Genomic DNA, 20849 nt, shown 5'->3' on the forward strand with positions numbered 1-20849 from the left:
GGCCGGATGCGTTTGTGGCCGATCAGTCCCGCGCGGCGCGGCGAGCCTTCAAGGCGGTCAAAAGCCGGTCGGTCGTCTCGGCGGTCCAGCCCTGGGGATCGAGAAGGTCGCGCCAGGCCGGCAGGTAATCTTCGGCGACGTAGTAATGGCCGAACCGTTCCACCTGCAGCGCGATCAGCATGTCGAGCGCGGTTTGCAGCATGCTGACCACCGGCACCCATTTGATCTGGGGCGACACGTCGGCGGGGCGGTCATAGCGCAGCCAGTCGGGCCGGCGCAGCGCGGTCCCAAGGCTGAACAGCGGGATGGGATCGCTGGCATATTGCAGAAAGATCAGCCGGATCGGCCCCCAGGGGGTGGCCTGCGGGGCGGGGCCGTCGAATTGCGTCATCGTCCGCACCAGTGACCCGTTGCCGAACCGGGGATGCCAGGGCGGACTGTCGGGCCAGCGCTGGTCCTGCACATAGCGCCACATCGGGCTGAGAAACGGTGAGCCGACCCAGAGCGCCCCCTGGATCGGATCCCCCAGCATATCGAGCAGCGGCAGCGTCATCTGGCTGTTGTAGGCCCCGAGGCTCAGCCCGAAGGCATAGAGATGCGGCCGCTTGTCCCTGGGCAGCCCGGACCAGTAATCATGCACCACATCGAACAGCGCCTGCGCCTGCTCGACACCGAGCTCGGGGTGGGCCGCCAATGCCAGTGAACTGCTGAGATAGGAATATTGCACCGCCACGGTGGCGACATCTCCGCCCATCAGGAAATCCAGCGTGTCGAAGGCATCCGGATCCATCCAGCCGGTGCCGGTGGGGCTGACCACCACCAGGACCGACCGGTCGAAGCCGCCGACGCGGATCAGTTCCCTGAGCGCCAGTTCGGCCCGTGCCTGGGCGCTGCGCGCGGCGGTGCGCCCGACATAGACCCGGATCGGCGCCAGCGCCGGGGCGCCCTTGAGCGCGGCGATCTCCTCGGCACTCGGCGCGGTGGCGATATAGCTCCGCCCGGTGTCGCCAAGCTGGTCCCAGGAGATCAGGGAGGCCGGGCTGCCGGTCTTCTGCGGTGTCTCGGGGCGGGGAAGGTCCGGGTCTATGAACCGGTCGGCGGCTTCCATCGTCGAATCCGCGGCGCGAAAGGCATAGCGTATCGCGGTGCCTTCGATCGCGAGGTAGAAGATGGCAAGCCCGAGTATCAGGCTGGTCGCTTGGGCAATGCGATAGGGAACCACCCGGCGCAGCGGTGTTTCGATCCGCCGGGTCAGCGCCCAGAACAGCCGGAACAGCGCCCACAGAAGGCAGGCCACCGACAGCGCCACCGCCGCGATGGTGAGGGTATTGCCCTGGTCGAGCGGGGCGAGGCCCGCCACCTGCCGGGTGGCGTTGCGCCAGGCCGTCGATTCCCGAAACGCAACCAAAAGCACCGGCACGGTCAGGGCCAGCGCGCCAAACCGCAGCCGGATCAGCCGCGGCCCGCGCGGTTGCGGCAGCTCGAGCAGCCGCCAGAGCCCGCCGATAGCCAGACCGATTTCATAGCCGATGGCAGCGATGATCCCGCTGGCCACCCCCTGCAGGACCGGCGGTCGGGGGGCCAGGGAGGGCGTCAGCGAAGCCATGAGAAACAGCGCCGCAAGACAGAGCCCGAGCCCGGACAGGAAGCGGGCGGGGCCGGCCAGCGTCGGCGTCTGGTCGTGCTTGATGAGGATGATCTTGCTTTCTTGTCTGGGTCTCGGGGCCCGGGCAGAAAGCCACAAGGTCGCGACTGTGTCCAGATCGCCGCTCGGCCTTTGTCACGGCGTTTTGGGGGAACGCCTGTGGGCGGGCGGTGATCCGCGCTGTGGCAAGGCTAGGTCCGGCGCAGCGAAATTTGCACATCGGCGCAGCGCAGCGGTTCAAGGCCATCCCAGATGACCCAGCGATCTGGCGGCACTTCCTTGCGCCCCAGAAAGGTACCATTGGCCGATCGCGTTTTGCCGTCGGAGCCGTCGCGAATTTCGATCCGGTTTGCGGCAATGCGGATCTGGCAATGACGACCGGAGATCTGGCCGTCGGGAAGTTTCAGGTTGGCCCAGGCCGCATCGCGCCCGATGCGGATCTGACCGCTTTGGGTGAAGCCCGCGAGCTTGCCGAGCGCGATTTGGCGGCCATGATAGGCGCCGCTGTGAAAGGCCAGGCGCCATTGTGCCGGCGGTTGTGCCGTGGCGTTCGACATCGGTGACAGCCAGACAAGCTGGGCAACGCGGTTATAACCGGCAGTTCGGTCCCAGCGCAGACCGCTGAGGCCGAGGATGGACAGTTTGGCAAGGAAACGCACGCTGCGCCGCGCAAAGGATGGCCGTCCGCCGTCGCGGGTCGCCATGCCGAGCCCCAGCGCAAGCCGTCCGATGGTGATGCCGGGCAGGATCAGCTCGGACAGAACCCAGGAGATCGGCAGCAATATCAGGAAGATGACGGCTGAGCTGAAGTCAAAACGCAGCAGCGGCACATGGGTTCTGAGCGGATCGGCCAGCAGGCTGGCCAGCAGATAGAGAACCCAGAAATCAATCACCGCCGCGGCCAGCAGAAGTTTTGCCGCCGCCTTTTCATCGAGGAGTCCACGCATGGTCAAGTCATCCCCAATTCCTGAAACCCCAACACGATGGCAAGGCTGATTGTAAAGAGAAGTATTGTATTGCTTCTAAACAGAATTTCGCTTTTTCCGACGACGCCGAATTCAGCGGAAAAGCGATGCACCGTTGCACGCAGGGCAATACATCCGCCCAGCAACGGCATCACGATATTGAGCCAGCGGCTGAGGTCACGGTCAGAGGGGGCGCCGATCAGCCAGGAGCCGGCGCCCGCCACCAGTCCGGCGAAGGCCAGTGTCGACAGGGCGACGAAAATGGGGCGCATGCCGCGGGTCGGAAGGCGGGAGGACAGTTTGACCAGACTGCCAAGCGCCCAGCCGAGCCCTGCGGCGATGATCAGATAAGCCACAAGGCGCAGCGCGAAGGGAAGATGCGCGACCTGAAGCCCCGACAGCGATTTGCTGCCCAGCGAACTGCCGGTGCCCAGAAGGGCCGCAATGGTGGCGATTGCCGAGACGATATCGTTGAAGCCCGCGGCGATATCGGCAATTTTCCTGAACGGTCGGCTGATTTGCATAAAAATCGTAAGGTATGTTTGTTTTGATGGTGGAGAGTGTCGCCGCATTTGAATGGATCGCGCCTCGGAAATCGACAATTGACACTACTAGGCGTTGTTCGCCCGATTGTGTCAACCGGGTCTGGTGGTAATCGTTCTGATTGAATTTTAGGCATCATTTCTATTGTGAAAAATATCTGCTTTCTGACTTTTCCGGTTAATATCTTGATGTGAACGACTTTGTGTTTAAAAGTGATTCACGGGAAATTTGGATTTACTTTCTTTTGGGGGAATTCATGCGGAAACCAGTTTCTGGCGTGATGCTGATTTGTGCGCTTGCGATATCTGGCTGTACCGAAGGTACAACTGGAGGGGGAGTTTCCGGCGGTGCGCCCTTGGCCATGCTGGCGGCGTCGAGCAACAAGACAGAGGCTGAGCGCAAGTTGGAGGCCGACACCAAGAGCCTCAACCAGGTGACTGGCAATATCATCGTGCGCAATACCGTCGAAGGGGCGCTGGCGGGGGCCGCGATCGGCTGTGGTCTGGTCTTGCTGATGGGGGGCAACGGCCAGGATTGCGCCAAGGGGGCCGCCGTTGGTGCTGTCGCCGGGGGGGCCTATGGTAATTCCGTTGGGCAGAAGGCGGCGCAAAAGAAGGTTGAGCTGGTCAAGCGTGATCAGGTCCTGGCGAACCTGCGCGGTGTGAGCGCCAAGCTCGGCGGGGTGGAGACCCAGTTGCGCGCGGTGGTGAGTTCGCAGAATGCAGAACTTCGGTCGCTGCGGCGGCAGGTCGAGGGCAAGCAGATCAGCCAATCGCAATACGACGCGCGTCTTGCTGCGATCAACTCGAACCGCAAGGTCGTCAGCGCGGCGCTGGACCGCTCTGCCAAGAACATGGCTAAGACCGAAAGCGATCTGAAGGCGGCCCAGGCCCAGGGGCAGGGGCAACTGGGAACGCTGACCGCCGCCGCGGCATCGACCCGCAGCCGTCTGGAACGCAATCGTAAGTTGCTTGCGCTTGCGCAGTGATCGCGACCCCGGCGCAGGGAATTTCGCCGGGGCGATTAGGGCTGCGATTGCGGCTGTCGGAACTGGAGAATTGGAATGAATAACAGTGTCTTTCGTCGTCTTCTGTTGCCTGGCGTGATCGTGCTGGCCGGTTGTTCGGGGTCCACGGATCCCGAAACGGCACATCTGTTTGATAATGTGAAGAATCTCAACAACGGAGAATATGATCGTCAGATCGCGTCGAAAGATGCCGAAGCGGCGGCCATCGTGCGCCAGAATAATGCGGCGTCCGCACGGATTTCGACCCTGCGCAATCAAAGTGCCTCGAATTCCGCCGAGATCAAGGCGCTGACCTCTCAGATTTCGTCCCTTCGTGCGCAAACGTCTTCGTTGCGTGGGAAATTCTCCAACCAGCCGGATAAACTGGCACAGCTTAATCAGCTTGATGGGCAATTGGTGCAGATCCGCGCCGATGTCGGTGCGGGGACCTCGCCCAGCGTGGCGCGCGCCGAACTGAACCGCGTGTCCGCCGCAATTCGCGCCTTGTCTCGGTAAGGCCACTGGCCGCGGGTGCGGCTTTGGCCGGCCCGCGTCCCCGGATATTTGGCGAAACATCTGAGAATGGCATAATGGCAATACCCTTCACGTCTTTATTTCGAACGGTCCTGATCCCGGTGGCCCTGACGGTGACCCTGTCGGGCGGAGCCCTGGCCGAGCAATCTGCCGAGGGCGACCGGCCGGCGCTGCGGTCTCCGGCCAGCGGCCTGCCGATCGTGGATTGCGATCCCGCAGCCCCCGCGCCGGCAGACAGCTGCATTTTGCGGGTGCCGCCGAGCATGACGCGCGGGACGATCTCGAGAGAGGATGTGGATGGGGCGAGAGGTGTTTTCACCCTAGAGAGGTCCATGGCCAAGCTGGCGCCGGGGGTCGAACTTTCGGAAACGCTGGTGCTGATCGACCTGTCGCCCGGTCCGGGCGGCGGTCGCAAGGCCACCTGGAACACCGAACGGCAGTTGATCGCCGATTTCCTGCGCAGCCTGCCGACGAGCGAGCGGATCGCGCTTTACGGCTTCAATGAATCGCTGGAGCGGTTGGCAGATTTCACCCGGGACCGCGAGCTGATCGAAAAGGTCGTGGCGGGGCTGGAACTTCGCGGCACCAACACGCGGATCGCGACCTATGCCCGCGATGCTGTCGGTATTCTGGGACAGGATCAGACAGCGATCCTCAAGAACCTGATCGTTATCACCGATGGTGAAGAAGAGGGCGAACGCGACGTGTCCGATGTGACCGCTGCGGCGATCGAACAGGGGGTGACGGTATCGGCGCTTGGCATGCTGTGGCGCCCGGTTGGCGATCCCGTCAACGGCGCCGGGATGGATTATCTGTCGCTGCTGAGCGAGGGCACGCAGGGCATCGCCCAGGCTGTGCAGTTGCGTCGTGCGGATATGGCGAATGACGAACTGCAAAGCTTTGTCGCCGGGATCGGCAATGCGCTAAAGGGCTCGGGCCTGATCGTGCCGGAAGGGACGCCGGTCGAGACCGATATCACCGTGACCCTGCAGCGCCCGGTTCCGGGAGGCGGGGCGGCGATGGAAGCGGAAACGCTTCGTGTGCGCTTCGTCCCGGCCGAGCTGCGTCACCAGCCGGCGGTTCAGGACAGCGGGGCACCGCAGGCTTGGTATGCGGGGCTGATCGACGGCACCTGGCTGGGTATCCCCAAGCTCTGGTTGCTGATCGGGGGCGGTGTCATCCTGTTGCTGCTGGCGCTGATCGTGGCCGTGGTGATGTCTCGTTCCTCTGGCAGCGAGCTGGAAGAGCAGGAAGGTCTGGGCGACGATGGAGACGGGGAAGAGCCGTCGCTGCCCGCAGGCACACCGCCGGTATCGCCGCAGCCCGCACTGGCCTATGTCCTGCGCGAGGACACCGGCGAACGGCTGGCGGTCCGCAGCAGCCGTGCGACGCTCGGCCGTTCGGCCAGCAGCGATCTGGTGATCGGCGATGACTCGGTATCGCGTCTGCATGCGGAAATCCGAGAGCAGAGTGACGGGCATTTCGTATTGACCGATGCCGGGAGCCTGAACGGCACCAAGCTGAACGACAAGAAATTGACTGCGGCGAGCCCCCTGCGGGCTGGGGACGTGATCACATTGGGGGCGGTGAAGCTGCGCTTCAGCCAGGCCTGAGTGGCCGCAATTTCCCCACCGCAATATTCGAGGAGACCGATATGAGCGGAAACGACAAGACCAGTTGGCTCGAAGGTTTGGAACATGATGATGACGCCGACTTCGACACTGGCGTGGGGCATGACGAATTCACCGAAACGGTGCAGGGCTGGGGCGATGGAGCCCAGGAGGGCACGATCGGCGAGGGAAAGACCCAGCTTCTGGCCGATGAGGGGGCCGACAAGACGATGATCGCGATCGGTGGCCTCGGGCGCGAAAGCTTGGACCCGCACCATGTCACCGATCCGGTGACCGGTTGGCTGGTTGTCATTGCCGGGCCCGGAACCGGGCATGCGGCCTCGATCGGGGCGGGCATGAATTCGGTCGGTCGGTCGTCGGATGAACGGGTTTCCTTGCCCTTCGGCGATACGCTGATTTCGGCGACCGATCATGTCAGGATCATCTATGATGACGAAACGCGCAGCTTTCTGATCGTGCCGGGCACCGGGAAGAATGTCACGCGGATGAATGGGCAGATCGTTGCGGTGCCGATGCCTCTGGAAAATTATACGACCCTGCAACTGAGCAAGGTGACCCGCGTGCGCTTTGTCGCCTTCTGCAATACCGATTTCGACTGGACCGATGTGATCGACGCCAAGCCCGGTGCCGACGGTTAATTCATGGACATTGTCGCAGGCATGCAGAGCCTGGGCGCGCGGGACGCTCAGGAGGATGCGTTCCGCATCGTTCCCCCGCCTCCGGTCGATCGCGCCACGGATCTGCTGATCCTGCTGGCGGATGGCATGGGGGGCCATGTCGGTGGAGAAATCGCATCCAACCTGGTGCTTGAGACCTTCGAGCATCATTGCATCGCGGTATCGAGCACCCCGCATCCGCGCCAACGCATGACCGAGGCGATGGAGGCTGCGAATGCCGCCCTGGCGCGGCGGGTCCGCCAGGAGCCTGGGCTTGCCGGAATGGGCTCGACCCTGCTCAGCGTGATCAAGCTGGGAGACCGGCTGAGTTGGCTGAGTGTCGGTGACAGCCTGCTGTATCTGTGGCGCGATGGGGGGCTGCGCCGTTTGAATGCCGATCATTCGGTCTATGGCGAACTGACCGAGCTGGTGCGCGCCGGTCAGATGACCGCGCAGGAGGCGCAGAGCCATCCCAAGCGCAATGCCCTGCGTTCGGCGCTGATCGGCGATGCCATCTCTCTGGTCGATTGCAATGCGATCCAGTTGCGCCGTGGCGACGTGGTGGTCCTGGCCAGCGACGGCATCGAAACCCTGTCAGAACGCCAGATGGTTCAGGTGCTGTCGCAGCAGGATCGTACCGGCGCAACGCAGCTTTGCGCCGATTTTCTCAACGCGGTCGAAGCGGCGGGGCAGCCGCGGCAGGATAACACCACGGTGGTGGTCTATCGCTATGATCCGGGTCGCGGCAACGGCGCGTCAAGCAACAGCCTGTTCGCCTTGCCCGAGGGCGCGCCGACAGGTCTGACGCGTCGCTGGGGACTGGCAATCGGCGTGGCGGTGCTGGCGGTGCTGGTGATGCTCTGGGGGGTGTTCTCAGGGCCGGCGAGCGTGCCGGCGCCGCCGGTCGTCGCCACCGATCCGGGGCCCGACAGTCGGGTGATCGCTGGCGGTCACGAGGCTGACGCAGCGCAGGAGACGATCATCAAGGGCGAGGACAGCGCCAGGCCCCCCACCGGCACGGAGGTGTCGCCTGACGCGGTGAAGGACGGTGCAGTGCCGGTTGCGCCGGCGGGTCGGCCGCAACCGGGGGCGACCGATCTGGACAGATCCGCCCCCCACGACAGCCCCGACGCCGCCACCGGTTCTGACACCACGGAACGGCCGGACAATCCTGGCGATCCCGAGGCGGTGGAGGGCGCAGAGGGGCGGGATGTCGAGGCCGGGCTACGGACCTCGCCGCGTCCGATGCTGCGGCCCGGGCGTGAGGGGCGCGAGCCGGTCTTTGCCGCCGGGGCGGCGGGCGACTTGGGCCGAGTTGTTGATTAGGAGGGGGGATGTCTGAGAACCTGGCAGCGGGCACCATGATCGGCGGTTTCGTCCTGGGCGAGGCAATCGGGCAGGGCGGCTTCGGGATCACCTATCTGGCGACCTTGCCGGGCCGCAGCGGGCGCTTTGCGATCAAGGAATATTTCCCGTCGGATACGGCGCGGCGGATCGCGGGGGGCGGGGTGGCGGCGCTGCCGACCCCCGCCGCGCGGCGCCTGTTCGACATGGGGCTGCGGGCCTTTCTGGAAGAGGCCTATATTCTGCGCGATCTGCCGCGCCAGCCGGGGCTGGTGCGGGTGCGCAGTGCCTTTGAAAAGCACGGCACCGCCTATTGTGTCATGGATTTCGTTGGCGGCGATCCGCTGGATCGCGTCGTGGCGCGGCTGATCCGGGCGCGGGGCCATATTCCCGAACCGCTGATCCTTGATCTGATCGCAACCCTGTGCCGGGCGCTCGGCGCGGTTCATGCCGCGGGGTTTCTGCACCGTGACATCAAACCGGCGAATGTGATGATCGACCCCAGGGGAATGCCAGTGTTGATTGATTTCGGCGCGGCGCGGGCCCGGGGGGATACCGGGCGCGGTGCGGGCTCGATGCTCAGCCGGACCTATGCCGCGCCGGAGCAGTTCCCGGTCTCGTTGCGACGTCGTTTTGTCGGGCTCAAAGAGGGGCCATGGACCGATCTCTATGCGCTGTCGGTGATGATCTACGAGATCATCACCCGGGCCGCGCCGCCGAACGCCTTGGTTCGGATGCAGGCGATGGCCGAGACGCGCGCAGATCCCTATGTGCCGATCCGCAGCGCCTTGAAGCGGAACCGCGTTGCCGTTGGTTACAGTGACAGGCTGCTGGAACTGATAGATTGCGGATGCGCGCTTTGGCCGGCGGAGCGGCCGCAGTCGGCGCGGGCCTACCGGCAGTGGCTTGAGGGGATGACGGCAGGGGCGGTCGGGCGGTTCTCCCTGTCCGAAGATGGCCCGTCTGCGGATGGCCTGTCTGCAGATGGCCCGTCTGTGGCGCCGGTTCTGCCGCCGCCCGCCGTCAAACGGTCCGGAGGCGACCCAAGGGTCGTTCTGGTGGTCGGGCTGATCCTCGGCCTGGCGCTCTTTTCCGCGGCTTTGGCCCTGTTTCCCGAAAGTGCGGCGCGATGAAGATCATGATGCGTTTCCTGTCGCTGGTTGGGATGCTGTTGCTGGGTTCTCTGCCCGGGCGCGCCCAGGCTGAGGGGTTCGAAGAACTTGTCAGAAGGGCCGACCCGGCGATGGGGCGGATCCTCGCTCGGCGCGCTGACAAGATGGCGATGGGCTCGGGCTTTGTTCTGGCGCCGACCCGCGACGGGGAGGGCTGGTATTATCTGACCAATGCCCATGTCGTTCGCGGCGCCAGGGAGCTGCTCGTCGGTTTCATGAACGATGGGGTTCTTTATGCCTATGAGGCCGAGTTGGCGCAGGTGTCTCAACCGCTGGATCTTGCGGTATTGCGGCTCAGCGCGCTGGAACCCCGCCAGAAGGGGCACCGGCTCAGGACCCTGCCGATCGCCGGGTATGAGGCGCGCAAGGGGCAGACGGTGGCAGCGCTGGGATATCCCGGCACCTCGGACAATCTGGGGATCAGCCTGGACAATGTGGCCTTTTTCGAAACCACGCTAACCACCGGGACGGTCTCCAAGCTCATGACGGCCAGTTGGGAGGGACGGCGTGGCCAGGCGCTGGATATCGTGCAGCACACTGCGGCGCTGAATCCGGGCAATTCTGGCGGTCCGTTGCTGGATCTCTGTGGCCAGGTCATCGGGTTGAATACGCAGGTCGCGACCTTTTCCACCGACGATGGCATTGCGGCGAATGATACTTATTGGGCGTCTTCCTCGACGACGATCCTCGATTATCTGCAGCGCCAGCATGTGCCGTTCGCGCGCAGCGCCGACACGTGCCGGCAGGCCGAAGCGATGGCGGTGCCCGAGGCCGGTGGTGTCCTGGTTACCGCGCCGGATACGCCGGATGGAGAGGCGCGGAGCTGGACGGTCTGGATCGTGGCGGGAATGATCGGGCTGATCGTGCTGACCGGCGGCGCCATCGCGGTGGCGCGCCGGGGCACGGCGACTGGAGAGACTGGGGCAAGCTCCGGGGTGCGGGCCGAGAGGCGCCGCGACCCGGTCGCGGGCCATGCCGTGCTGGAGCTGCAGACCGAGACCGGCGAGACGCGATCATTGGGCCCGGAGCAATTGCGCAAAGGGGTGGTGATCGGGCGCGGCGCGGAGGCGCAGCTCCGGCTGGATCACAAAATGCTCAGCCGGAACCACGCGGAGCTGCGGCTTGATCGACGCAGACTGTCGCTGAGTGACCTGGGTTCGACCAACGGGACTTTCGTGAACGGCAAGCGTCTGGCCCCGCATCAGCCGTGTCAGATCAATTCCTGTGCGCGGATCGCATTGGGGGGGCTGAACATCCGGCTGCGCAGCCTGCAGGGGGGCGGCAAATGACGGTTCTCGAGGCGCGCAATCTCGGGGTGCGGCTGGGGCGGGAATTCGCGGTTGTCGTCGAACATCTGCAGCTTGCGCGGGGAGAACTGCGCCAGTTGAGCGCGCCCAGCGGTGCCGGGAAAAGCACGGTTCTGGGGCTGCTCGCCGGAGCCATCCCCGCGGGGGAGCTGCCGGGACGGAGGCTGCGGCTCTGCGGTGAAAATCTCGACATCGGAGACGTGTCGCGGCGGCGGGCCGAACTGACGCCGCCGGATCGGCTGGGCTTGGTGCTGCAAACCTCGCGTCTGGTGCCATTCATGACGCTGAGCGAGAATATTGATCTACCGCTGCGGCTGGCCAATGCCTCGCCAGATGCGCAGTGGCGCGGGCATCTGCTGGAAACGCTGGGCATAACGGCGCTGTGCGCGCGGTTTCCGGATCAGGTCTCGGTCGGGCAGCGGCAACGGGTCTCGATCGCGCGGGCGTTGTTGGCCCGGCCGGCGCTGGTGCTGCTGGACGAACCGGTTTCAGCGCTTGATCCGGCCAATGTCGAGGCAGTCGAAGGCATCATCTCACGCCTCGCGCGGGAGGCAGGTTCCGCCGTGCTCCTCGCCTCGCACCGGGTTGGAGAGGGCGTGTTCGCAACGCTTCCCAAGCTGCACCATCGGTTGGAGCGCGACAGTTCGAATGTGCTGCTCAGCGTGTTCTCCGACCAGCTTCAGGGCGAGATCGCGGCATGAGGTATCTGATCCATATCGCGGTTTGTGAAATGCGGCGCGACTGGTTGGCGGCGCTGTGTTTCGTGGCTTCGCTGATCGGCGGGCTGACCCCGCTTCTGCTGATCCTCGCACTGAAGAACGGGGTGATCGACGCGATGGTGGACCGGTTGGTCGAGGATCCGATGAATCGTGAAATCATTGCCGTCGGTTCGGGGCGTCACGATGCGGCATTCTTCGAGGAACTCGCCGCGCGGCGCGAGGTGGGGTTCGTCATGCCCGCGACGCGCAGCATCAACGCCCTGGCGGATGCGATGCGCAATCCGTTGGCGCATCGGCTTGAACGATCGGTTCCCCTGATGCCGACCGCGCCGGGGGATCCGTTGGTCGGCGCCGGGCGTATCGTGGGACAAGGCGAAGTGGCGCTGTCCACCCCGTTGGCGGCACGTCTGGACATCCGTGCCGGGCAGGACCTTGAACTGTTGATCGGTCGGGATATCGGTGGCGACCGGCAGACTGCAAGGGCGCCTTTGCGCGTGGTGGCGATCTTGCCTCCAGAACGCTACGGGCGCGATCTGGCGCTTGTCTCGCTCGAGGATATGGTGGCTGTTGAGCGCTTTCGCGACGACGCCGCCGTGTCGGTAGAGGACTGGCAGGCACCGCGGCGGCTGCCCGACACTTTCGCCTCGTTTCGCCTGTTCGCGCGTGGGCTCGAGGATCTGGAACCTCTGGCGCAGCACTTGCGGGCACAGGGGATTGAAACCCGGCCGCGGGCGACCAATGCGGTTCTGTTGCTTGGATTTCGAAGCACGCTGTCGATGCTCTACGCCGGGATTGCCACGCTGGCGCTGGCCGGCTTCTGGGCCGCCACTGCCGCCAATCTGCGCGGGATGGTCGAACGTCAGCGCCCCAGCTTCAGCCTGCTGGCCCTGCTGGGGATGCGGCCCCTGGCGCGCCGGATGATCCCGCTGGTGCAGGCGGTCGTGCTGGTGAATGGGGCGATCATCCTGACGCTGGCGCTGTGCGAGCTCATCATCTTGGGGATCAACGGGGTGTTCCGGCGATCGAGCGCCGAGGCGGTCGCGCATCTGGGCGGGCCGGATATTGCGGCGACGCTTCTTCTTGGCGGGCTGATCGCGGTGTCGGCCGCCGTTTGGGCCATGCGCGCGATCGACGGCATCGACGCGGCAGAGATATTGACGGAGGGATAGGATGTTCGGTCCGGGATCGGTGGTGAAATACCTGGGGCCGCGCGCGTTCGGTCCTGTGGCGGCGGGCCTTTGCCTGTTCGCCATCTGGGGCGGTGCGGCGCGCGCCCAGGATGTCGAGTGGAAGGACAGTTATTACAATCCCCAACCTGCCGAAACCGATCTGATCCTGCCGATGCCCTGTGGCGGGGCGATGGCGTTCCGGCGTGTTGATACGCCCAATCCAGACGGGGCCATCGGCGATGTCACGGTCGTGCTGGGGCGGCAGGACGAGGCCCAGCCGTTTCTGGACGGAGTGCGCCGCAGTTTCGTCTCTGGACCGTTTTCGGATGGGGGCGGTCTGGCCAAGGGGTATTTCTATATGTCGAAATATGAATTGGCCGCGCCGCAATACGACGTTGTGATGCAATCGACCTGTCCGGAGAAAAAGCCGAGAAAACGTGATTTCGTTCCGTCGGTTGATCATTCAAAGCTGGATTATGACCTTTTCGCGCAAAGATATACCCTGTGGTTGATGGCGGAAAATCCAGATTTCCTGCCGATGGTGGGGCAGACGCGGGCGTTTTTGCGTCTGCCATCAGAGGACGAATGGGAATATGCGGCCCGGGGTGGACTGACACTTGATGATGCGCTGTTCCGGTCTCCGTTGCCAGTGCTGGGCGAGGGGGAACAGATTTCAGAATATGTCGCTTATGGTGGCGCTGACAGCGCCAGCGGCAAGCTCCAGATTATCGGGACGCTGAAACCAAATCCGATCGGTTTGCACGACATGCTGGGGAATGCCGCGGAAATAGTCGAGACGCCGTTTTCCATGGTGCGGCATGGGCGGCTGCACGGCCAGGTCGGCGGATATGTCAAACGCGGCGGCGATGCGCGGACACCGATCGGCAGCCTGACATTGGCCACCCGGTTCGAGGTGCCCCCCTATGATACCATCTCGGGTAAGCCTACCGCCGATCGGTATACGGGAACCCGGTTGGTCCTGTCCGGGCTGGCGATCACTTCGCCCGAGCAGGGCGAGGCGATGATTGCCGCGCTCGACGCTCTGGCGCAGCCGGATCCGGGGACGCAGGCCGCCGCCACGGAACAGGAGGCGCTGGCGCTGCTGGCCGATCTGTCCGACAGGGCCACCAGTGCACGCGAACGGGGCCAGATCGCACGGATCCGGGCGGTTCTCGATGCGGCGCAGGCGGAACGCAACACCCAGCGCGACCGGTCGATCCGCTTGATCATGTCCTCTTCGGTTCTGGTCTGCGATCAGGCTGTTCAGCGCTATCTCAACGCGCTGGCGATCGGCCTGCTGCTGCCCGATTACGATCTGATGGAACGCGACGCGCTGAACAGTGCCGATCCGCAACTGCTGCAAGAGGTGCGCGAGCAGCGGCAGGCGGCGCTGGATCAGTTCAACGCGCTCGATGGCAAGGCGATGGGGAATGTGATCGACTACGCCAATTTCGTCGAAGGGCTCGCCTCGGAATATTCCGCCGATCTGTTGCAGCGGCAACTGGATTTCATGTGGCCGGACATGAGGCAGAGATCGGCGCGCCGGGTATCGTGCATGACGTTGCTTGAAGAACATCTCGATTTGCGCCGCCGCGAAGGGTTTGCCGATCCCTCCGTCATTTCGGGCGCTTTCAGAGATGTCGCCATCGAATTTGCAAAGCAGGAATAGGAGGCGTCTATGCGCGATGCTTTGAATAAGTCTCTTGAAATATTGATCTGGATTGCGACCGCGATAATGGTTCTGATGTCATGTTATGTGGGGGCAATGATTATCCGCGGTATTGCGTCGGTGCCCGGGACCGGTGTTCTTGAGATATTGGGTGGCATACTTTTCATTGTATTCGGAATTACCATGTCCTGCGTTTTTGCCGGCATCTGTTTTCAAATCATGGATATTCGACGTTTCACCAAACATGCGGCCTTTGCCCTGCGTGGGCGGCCGCAGGGATAAGGAAAAATGATGGAACATTCGGTGTTTGGTCTGAAGCCGGGGGTGTTGATCCAGAATACCTACCGGATCGAGTCATTGCTTGGCGAAGGGGGGATGGGCGCCACCTTTCGGGCAACGAATGTGGCGACGGGACATGCCGTGGCAGTCAAGGTCATGACGCCGGCCTTCGCGGCCAACAAGCGTGCGGTAGATCTGTTTCGGCGGGAATCCAACCTGTTGCGGTCGGTGCGCAATGACGCGGTAATCGGTTATGAGACCACATTGCTGGACAATGATGGCCGGCTGTTTCTGGTGATGGAATATGCCGATGGAAAGCCATTGTCCTATTACATCAAGAAAGGCGCCCGGCTGGCCTCGGCCGATGTTCTCGCTCTGGGGCTGCGGCTGGCCGGTGGGCTTGAGGCGATCCATGCGCTTGGCATTGTTCATCGCGATATAGCTCCGGACAACATACTTATTGTAAACGAAAATATAAAAAACGCCAAGCTGATCGACTTCGGTCTGGCCTCCAGTGATGTCGGATCGGAAAAGTCGATCATCGGTGATAGTTTCGCCGGCAAACTCAGCTATTGCGCGCCCGAACAGCTTGGTCTGTTCGGTAACAAGGCCCAGGGCGCGACCGATGTCTACGCTCTGGGGTTGGTGCTGATGAAGGCCGCGGGGCTGGCGGTGCCGGGCGAGGGCAAGGGGTTCTCTGCGCTGGAATTCCGGCGCGCGGACATCGAGATTTCGGATCCGCGGATCTCCCCGGTTCTGGCGCGTGCGCTCGAGGCCATGCTGAAGGCGGATCCGGCGGATCGAGTGACCGAGCTGTCGGCGCTGTTCACCACCGCGCTCGAGGATGAGGAAAAGCGACAGCTCGGCGCGCAACCTCCGCGCAAGGACAGTGCCAAACCGGCCGGGGACAAGGGCATGACGGCGCCGGAACAGGCCCAGGCGACGGGCCGCGCCGTGCCGAGGGATCGGATATTGATCCCGGTCCTGGTGGTGGCGGGCTTGGTGGCCGCGGTGTTGGTCGGCAGCGTGACGCTCTCTCTGGACCGGGCGCAGAGCGGACCAGGCGAGGATGTCAAAACCGCGCGTGAGGCCCTTGCGGCCGACGATCCGCTGCGCGAGGTCACGACGCTGATCCAGAGCGGAACGACCGAGAATCTGAACGCGGCTCTGGCGGCCTTGATGGCCTACCAGGGCGATGCGGCCAATCCGATGCCGGATCGTCAGCGCGCCGCGATCCTGATCGCCCGGATGTATGACCCGGCAACCTACGACACGGCCAGTTCGCCGTTCGCGGCGCCGAACCCGGCCGCCGCGCGCCGCTATTACAAACTGGCCGCGGCTCTCGGCTCGGACGAGGCGCAGCGCGCCCTCAGCCGGCTTTCACAGTAAAGGATACATCATGCGCCGTCTTCATCTGGTTACCCTGCTGATCTCGCTGATGGAGGGCGTGGTGCCAGTGGCTTCGCAGGCCCAGACCCCTCTCATCATGGAAGGGAAGTCGACGCTGTATCAGCGTGTCCTGGTGCGCGAAGGCAGCCCGCGCTATGCGGCGCCGGGAACAAGTGGCGGGGGCAGCGTGCTGTCGCTTCAGGCGCTCTGGGTCTATGGCCGTCAGGAGGGCTGGGTACAGGTGGGCCCGGACGATGGCGGCGCCGGGCTTTTCTGGTTGCCCGAGACCGCGGTGATCGACTGGAAACAGAACATCGTCGCGACCTTTGAAGGATCGGAAAACGTCGGTCGGGTGCTGTTCTTCAAGGATTTCGACAGTGCCTATGATGTGGTGGAATCCGAAGAGCCGGGGTACGACGCGGGGCAATTGCGGCAAGAGGCCCAGATCGCGGAACGTGGCGGTGCACCGTCCGAGACGCTGGTGGCTCTGGGCCCGCGCGAATTGGTCGATCTGCGCAAGAACCTCTATGTCATGCCGATTTTGGAGTCCGAGGAGGCGGTGTTCGAAAACGGTGCCTTCGTCAATCTTCTGAAGGTTGCCGTGGCGCGGGCGGCTCCGGCCGACAGGGCGCTGATCGCCCCGGCGCCGCAGGGAGAGGGGGCGATCCGGGAAAATTACCGGGCCGCGGTGGTGTTCGTGGTCGATACCACGGTTTCCATGCAGCCCTATATCAACGCGACGCGCGACGCGCTTGAGGATATATTCGATCAGGTCAGCAGGTCGAATGCGGGGGATGTGATTTCCTTCGGGCTGATCGGGTATCGGGACAACCTCAAGGCCGCGCCGGGGCTGGAATACGATGCCAAGACCTTCGTGAACCTGCAGGACGGGCAGTCACCCCAGAAGTTCCGTGAAGGGATTTCGCGGATGGCGGAAGCGCGCGAGAGCTCGGTCAATTTCCGGGAAGACGCCTATGCCGGGGTCGACTACGCGCTCTCGGCGATGAACTGGGAGGGCTTCGGAGCGCGCTTCATCGTGCTGGTCACCGATGCCGGCCCGCGTGAGGCCAACGATAAGTTGTCCACCACGGGCCTGAGCGCGGCGGGCCTGAATTCCATCGTCCGAGAACGGCTCGGTGCCGCGATCGCGGTGATGCATCTGCGCACGCCGCGGGGCAAGAACGATCATGCCAGCGCCGAGGCGGCATATCGAGAACTGACCAGCCTGCCCAATCTGCCGCCGCTCTATTTCCCGATCGAAAAGGGCGATCCGGACAAGTACCGCGATAGCGCGCGCGGGGTGGCGCAGTTGATCGTGGATCAGGTTGTCGGGTTCCGGGGCCCGCCCGGCGATGCGCCGGAGCCGCGTGGCGCCGATGACAGTCCGCTGGCCTCGGTCGGCCGGTCGATGCAGCTTGCCTATCTTGGAACCCAGACCAGGGTGAGGGCGCCCGATGTCTTCGAGGCGGTCGTCGCCGATCGGGATTTCGAGCGCACGGGGTTGAAGCCGCTGTCGATCCGGCTGCTGATCTCGAAACTGGAATTGAGCGATCTTGAGCAGGCGCTGCGGCTGATCATCGAAAAGGCCGAGGAAAATGTGATCGACCCGGACAAGTTTTTTGCCCAGGTTCTGGGCGCGGCTGCGGACATGAGCCGTCGTCCCGAGCAGATCGCCGGACGGGCGACGGGCAGTCTCGCACAGGCGGTGGCGATCGACGAATATCTCGACGGGTTGCCTTATAAATCGCGGATCATGGCGATTACCGAAGATGACTGGGTGAGGATGTCGATCTCGGAACAACAGACCGTGGTGAATGAGCTTTACGAAAAGATCGAACGCTATCGGCGCTATAACGAGGCAACGGATGCCTGGGTCGATTACATGGGGGCAGGCAGCGACGCCGCGACGCTGGTTTATCCGATGCCGCTGGACGATTTGCCCTGATCCATGACGTTGATTGAGGGATGCGCGGCCCGTGCCATCCGCGATTGTGCCGATAGCCTCAGGCAGGCGGCCTTTGCCGGTACTCATGAGGTTCGGACCAAGTTCACCTGTCATTCTGACCCGGCCAGCCCGCAGATGGCCGCGCGCGAAGGGCCGGCGGTTTTCATCTGGCCCTGCTGATGGTCTGTATAACGGCTGGCCGGTGTCACAGGGCCAAGCTCTATGGTTTCCATCCGATGACTGTCCTTGCCCTGGCGATCAGCTTGCGATGGGTATGGGCTTGGGCCTAGGTTCGCCCTGGGGTTGAAGGGGCGTTGACATGCGGGACCTATTGAACTGGCCGGGCAAGAGCGCCCCGGATGTGGGCGGGGTGGAGCATCCAGCGGTCTATCACATGCTGGATGTGGCTGCGGTGGCGGAACGGCTGATCGCGCCTTTTGGCCTTGATGCTCCCCAGCGGGACGCCTTGGTGTTCCTGATCGCGCTGCACGATCTGGGCAAGATCAGCGAAGGGTTTCGTGCCATGCTGCGCGGCGAGGCGGCAGGTGGGGGCCCTCGTCATTGGCAGGTGAGCGAGGTCTTGTTGCGCCATCACGATGATCTGCTCGCAACCCGTCTCGGCTGTGCGCCCCATCGCCGTGCCGCGCTTTATGCGGCAGTGGCGGGGCACCACGGGCGGCCTTCCGATCTGGCCTTGCCGATCGGGCGCCACCATCCGGCCCGCCATGGTCCGCAAGACGTGGCGCTGAAACTGGCTGGAACCGGCGTGGCCGTTGCGCGCGAGGTGATCGCGGCCTTTGCGGCCCTTTGGCCTGGGGCTTCGCTCGATGGGCTGTCCCTGGAACAGGCGCAGAGGCTGAGCTGGTGGCTTGCAGGGCTGTGCACCACCGCCGATTGGATCGGATCCAACACGGACTGGTTTGCGCCGAATGCGCAGGCGATGCCGTTGTCTGCCTATCTTGCCCAGGCCCGCCTGACGGCGGTCGAGGCGGTGGAAGGTGCGGGGCTTGGTGGCTGCGATCTGCGCCAGGGGCCGCTGTTCGATTTCGCGCCGCGTCCGATGCAGGAGGCCTGCGCGCAGGTGCCGCTGCCGGAGGGACCGATGCTGGCGGTGATCGAGGACGAGACCGGTGCCGGCAAGACCGAGGCCGCGCTGTTGCTGGCGCAGCGGATGCTGGCCGCGGGCAAGGGGCGGGGGCTGTTCTTCGCGCTGCCGACGATGGCCACGGCGGATGCAATGTTCGAACGCGCGGCTGGGGTGGTGGGGCGGATGTTCGACGCGCCTCGGGTGACCTTGGCGCATGGGCGCGCGGGATTGTCGGTGGCGTTCCGGGACATCCAGCAGGGCCGCGCCGACAGCCCCGACGATGTGACCTGTACCGACTGGCTGGCGCAGAGCCGCAGGCGCGCGCTCTTGGCCGATGTCGGTGTGGGCACGATCGACCAGGCCTTGTTGGCGGTGCTGCCGGTGAAATTCCAGACACTGCGTTATTTCGGGCTGTCGTCCAAGATCCTGATCGTCGACGAGGTGCATGAATTGGGGGAGCCCTATATCGGGGCCGAGCTGGAGGCGCTGTTGCGGATGCATCGGGCGGCGGGTGGCTCGGCCATCCTGCTGACTGCGACGCTGCCCGTGGCGCAGCGGGCAAAGCTGCTGGCGGTCTATGACGGACAGGCCCCGAGCCCTACCTATCCGGCCTTGACCGTGGCGGGGGGCGCGGCGGTCTCGGATTTTCCACAGGCGACCGGGTCGAAGGGGCCGGTCCGGGTGGTGCGGCTCGGGCGGATGGACGAGGCTGTCGAGGTGATTTCCGGGGCGGCGGCGCGCGGGGCGGCCTGTGTCTGGGTGCGCAACTCCGTGGATGATGCGATCGCGGCGGTACAGGCCCTGCAGGAGGCTGGGATCGAGGCCGATCTGCTGCACGCGCGTTTTGCGCTTGGCGATCGCAAGCGCATCGAGGCGGCGGCCCGAGGCCGGTTCGGGAAAGACGGCAGAGGCCGCGCGGGTCGGGTGCTGGTCGGAACCCAGGTTCTGGAATCCTCGCTCGATTTCGACTTCGACGTGATGGTGAGTGATCTGGCACCGATGGCGGCGCTGGTGCAGCGGGCCGGGCGGCTGTGGCGGCATATGGCCGAACGCCCGCAGGCCATACGCCCGGTGCCGGCACCGATCTTGCACGTGCTGGCGCCCGATCCGGCGCAGGTGTCCGATGATCGCTGGCTTCAGGGTGTCCTGGGTGGCGGGGCCTTTGTCTATCCGCTGGCGGATCAGTGGCGCACGGCGGATCATCTGTTCCGTGTGGGCGAAATCACCGCGCCTTCGGGGCTGCGCGCGTTGATCGAGGCTGTGCATGGCGCCGGCGCGCGCGATGTGCCGCAGGCACTGGAGGCTGCTGAGCTCCGAACCGAAGGGGAGGGTGCTGCCGCCCGCGGCCATGCGGCGCAGAACATCGTCGATTTCGCCGCCGGCTATCGTGCTGGCGGGCGGGCGAATGATGACGCCCGATATCCCACCCGGCTTGGAGAAGAGCAACAGACTCTCGTGCTGGCGCGGTACGACGGGGCAGGCGGGTTGCAGCCCTGGATCGCGGGGTCCGAGGGCTGGGCCCTGTCCGAAGTGTCAGCCAGTCGCAAGCGTCTGGCGCGGTTCGACCTGCCGGATCAGGATGCCCCCGAGATCGTCGCGCTGACCCGGGACTGGCCGGAGTGGAAGCGCGCGGCCTTGCGGATTTGCCCGGTGGCCGGCGACGGCACGATCTGCCCGGGCTTGCGTTATGAGACTGAGATGGGCTTGGTCCTGGAGGTAAAAAGTTGACCACGCAAGATAATCCTCAGCTTTACTATAGGCGAGCGAGGTGGTTTTTTCTCAATCATAG

Annotated in this window: 17 protein-coding genes; 14 read left to right on the forward strand and 3 right to left on the reverse strand. The window is 64.3% G+C overall.

Features of this window, described 5'->3' with window-relative positions; all coding sequences use genetic code 11:
• Positions 1-22: 22 nt before the first annotated feature.
• From G455_RS0122840 to G455_RS0122850, 3 genes are all read right to left on the reverse strand, one after another.
• Positions 23-1744 (reverse strand): alpha/beta hydrolase, encoded by a 1722-nt coding sequence (locus tag G455_RS0122840; protein ID WP_240474641.1) that lies wholly within the window; start codon positions 1742-1744, stop codon positions 23-25.
• 92 nt (positions 1745-1836) lie between these two features.
• A complete protein-coding gene (locus G455_RS0122845) occupies positions 1837-2592 on the reverse strand; it encodes an FHA domain-containing protein (RefSeq protein WP_028095705.1) in 756 nt (251 codons plus the stop codon).
• Between the two features lie 2 nt (positions 2593-2594).
• On the reverse strand, positions 2595-3212 hold the full coding sequence (locus G455_RS0122850; protein ID WP_154664479.1) for a hypothetical protein: 618 nt from the start codon (positions 3210-3212) through the stop codon (positions 2595-2597).
• A gap of 302 nt (positions 3213-3514) precedes the next feature.
• Between G455_RS0122850 and G455_RS0122855 the strand changes: the two genes are divergently transcribed.
• The 14 genes from G455_RS0122855 to G455_RS25395 all read left to right on the forward strand — a co-directional run bounded on the left by G455_RS0122855 (position 3515) and on the right by G455_RS25395 (position 20788).
• Positions 3515-4141 (forward strand): RND family efflux transporter, encoded by a 627-nt coding sequence (locus G455_RS0122855; protein ID WP_161629418.1) that lies wholly within the window; start codon positions 3515-3517, stop codon positions 4139-4141.
• Positions 4142-4255: 114 nt separating this feature from the next.
• Positions 4256-4675, forward strand: coding sequence for a hypothetical protein (locus G455_RS0122860; protein ID WP_154664481.1), 420 nt, complete (start codon positions 4256-4258; stop codon positions 4673-4675).
• Positions 4676-4749: 74 nt separating this feature from the next.
• Positions 4750-6306, forward strand: coding sequence for an FHA domain-containing protein (locus G455_RS25825; protein ID WP_084437180.1), 1557 nt, complete (start codon positions 4750-4752; stop codon positions 6304-6306).
• A 41-nt stretch (positions 6307-6347) separates the two neighbouring features.
• Positions 6348-6962: an FHA domain-containing protein gene (locus tag G455_RS25830; protein ID WP_051312714.1), complete on the forward strand. Its 615-nt coding sequence runs from the start codon at positions 6348-6350 to the stop codon at positions 6960-6962.
• A 3-nt stretch (positions 6963-6965) separates the two neighbouring features.
• Complete coding sequence (locus tag G455_RS25370) at positions 6966-8306, forward strand: PP2C family protein-serine/threonine phosphatase (protein WP_051312715.1); 1341 nt, start codon at positions 6966-6968, stop codon at positions 8304-8306.
• A gap of 8 nt (positions 8307-8314) precedes the next feature.
• Complete coding sequence (locus tag G455_RS25375) at positions 8315-9457, forward strand: serine/threonine protein kinase (RefSeq protein ID WP_051312716.1); 1143 nt, start codon at positions 8315-8317, stop codon at positions 9455-9457.
• Positions 9454-10785 (forward strand): trypsin-like peptidase domain-containing protein, encoded by a 1332-nt coding sequence (locus G455_RS25835; RefSeq protein ID WP_051312717.1) that lies wholly within the window; start codon positions 9454-9456, stop codon positions 10783-10785. The genes G455_RS25375 and G455_RS25835 overlap by 4 nt, the downstream gene beginning before the upstream one ends.
• Positions 10782-11504: an ATP-binding cassette domain-containing protein gene (locus G455_RS25385; protein WP_051312718.1), complete on the forward strand. Its 723-nt coding sequence runs from the start codon at positions 10782-10784 to the stop codon at positions 11502-11504. The genes G455_RS25835 and G455_RS25385 overlap by 4 nt, the downstream gene beginning before the upstream one ends.
• Positions 11501-12691 carry an ABC transporter permease family protein gene (locus tag G455_RS0122895; protein ID WP_028095710.1) on the forward strand — a complete coding sequence of 397 codons (1191 nt, stop codon included), beginning with the start codon at positions 11501-11503 and terminating at the stop codon, positions 12689-12691. The genes G455_RS25385 and G455_RS0122895 overlap by 4 nt, the downstream gene beginning before the upstream one ends.
• Before the next feature lies 1 nt (position 12692).
• A complete protein-coding gene (locus tag G455_RS25390) occupies positions 12693-14360 on the forward strand; it encodes a formylglycine-generating enzyme family protein (RefSeq protein WP_051312719.1) in 1668 nt (555 codons plus the stop codon).
• Positions 14361-14369: 9 nt separating this feature from the next.
• The gene (locus G455_RS0122905; RefSeq protein WP_028095711.1) at positions 14370-14642 is read left to right on the forward strand and encodes a hypothetical protein; all 273 of its coding nucleotides are present in this window, start codon (positions 14370-14372) and stop codon (positions 14640-14642) included.
• 9 nt (positions 14643-14651) lie between these two features.
• Entirely contained in the window at positions 14652-16028 is a 1377-nt protein-coding gene (locus G455_RS0122910) for a serine/threonine-protein kinase (RefSeq protein ID WP_035367255.1), read from the forward strand.
• 10 nt (positions 16029-16038) lie between these two features.
• Entirely contained in the window at positions 16039-17973 is a 1935-nt protein-coding gene (locus G455_RS0122915; RefSeq protein WP_028095713.1) for a vWA domain-containing protein, read from the forward strand.
• 319 nt (positions 17974-18292) lie between these two features.
• Entirely contained in the window at positions 18293-20788 is a 2496-nt protein-coding gene (locus G455_RS25395) for a CRISPR-associated helicase/endonuclease Cas3 (protein WP_035367257.1), read from the forward strand.
• Positions 20789-20849: the final 61 nt, after the last annotated feature.

The sequence above is a fragment of the Pseudodonghicola xiamenensis DSM 18339 genome (assembly GCF_000429365.1).
GTDB lineage: Bacteria > Pseudomonadota > Alphaproteobacteria > Rhodobacterales > Rhodobacteraceae > Pseudodonghicola > Pseudodonghicola xiamenensis.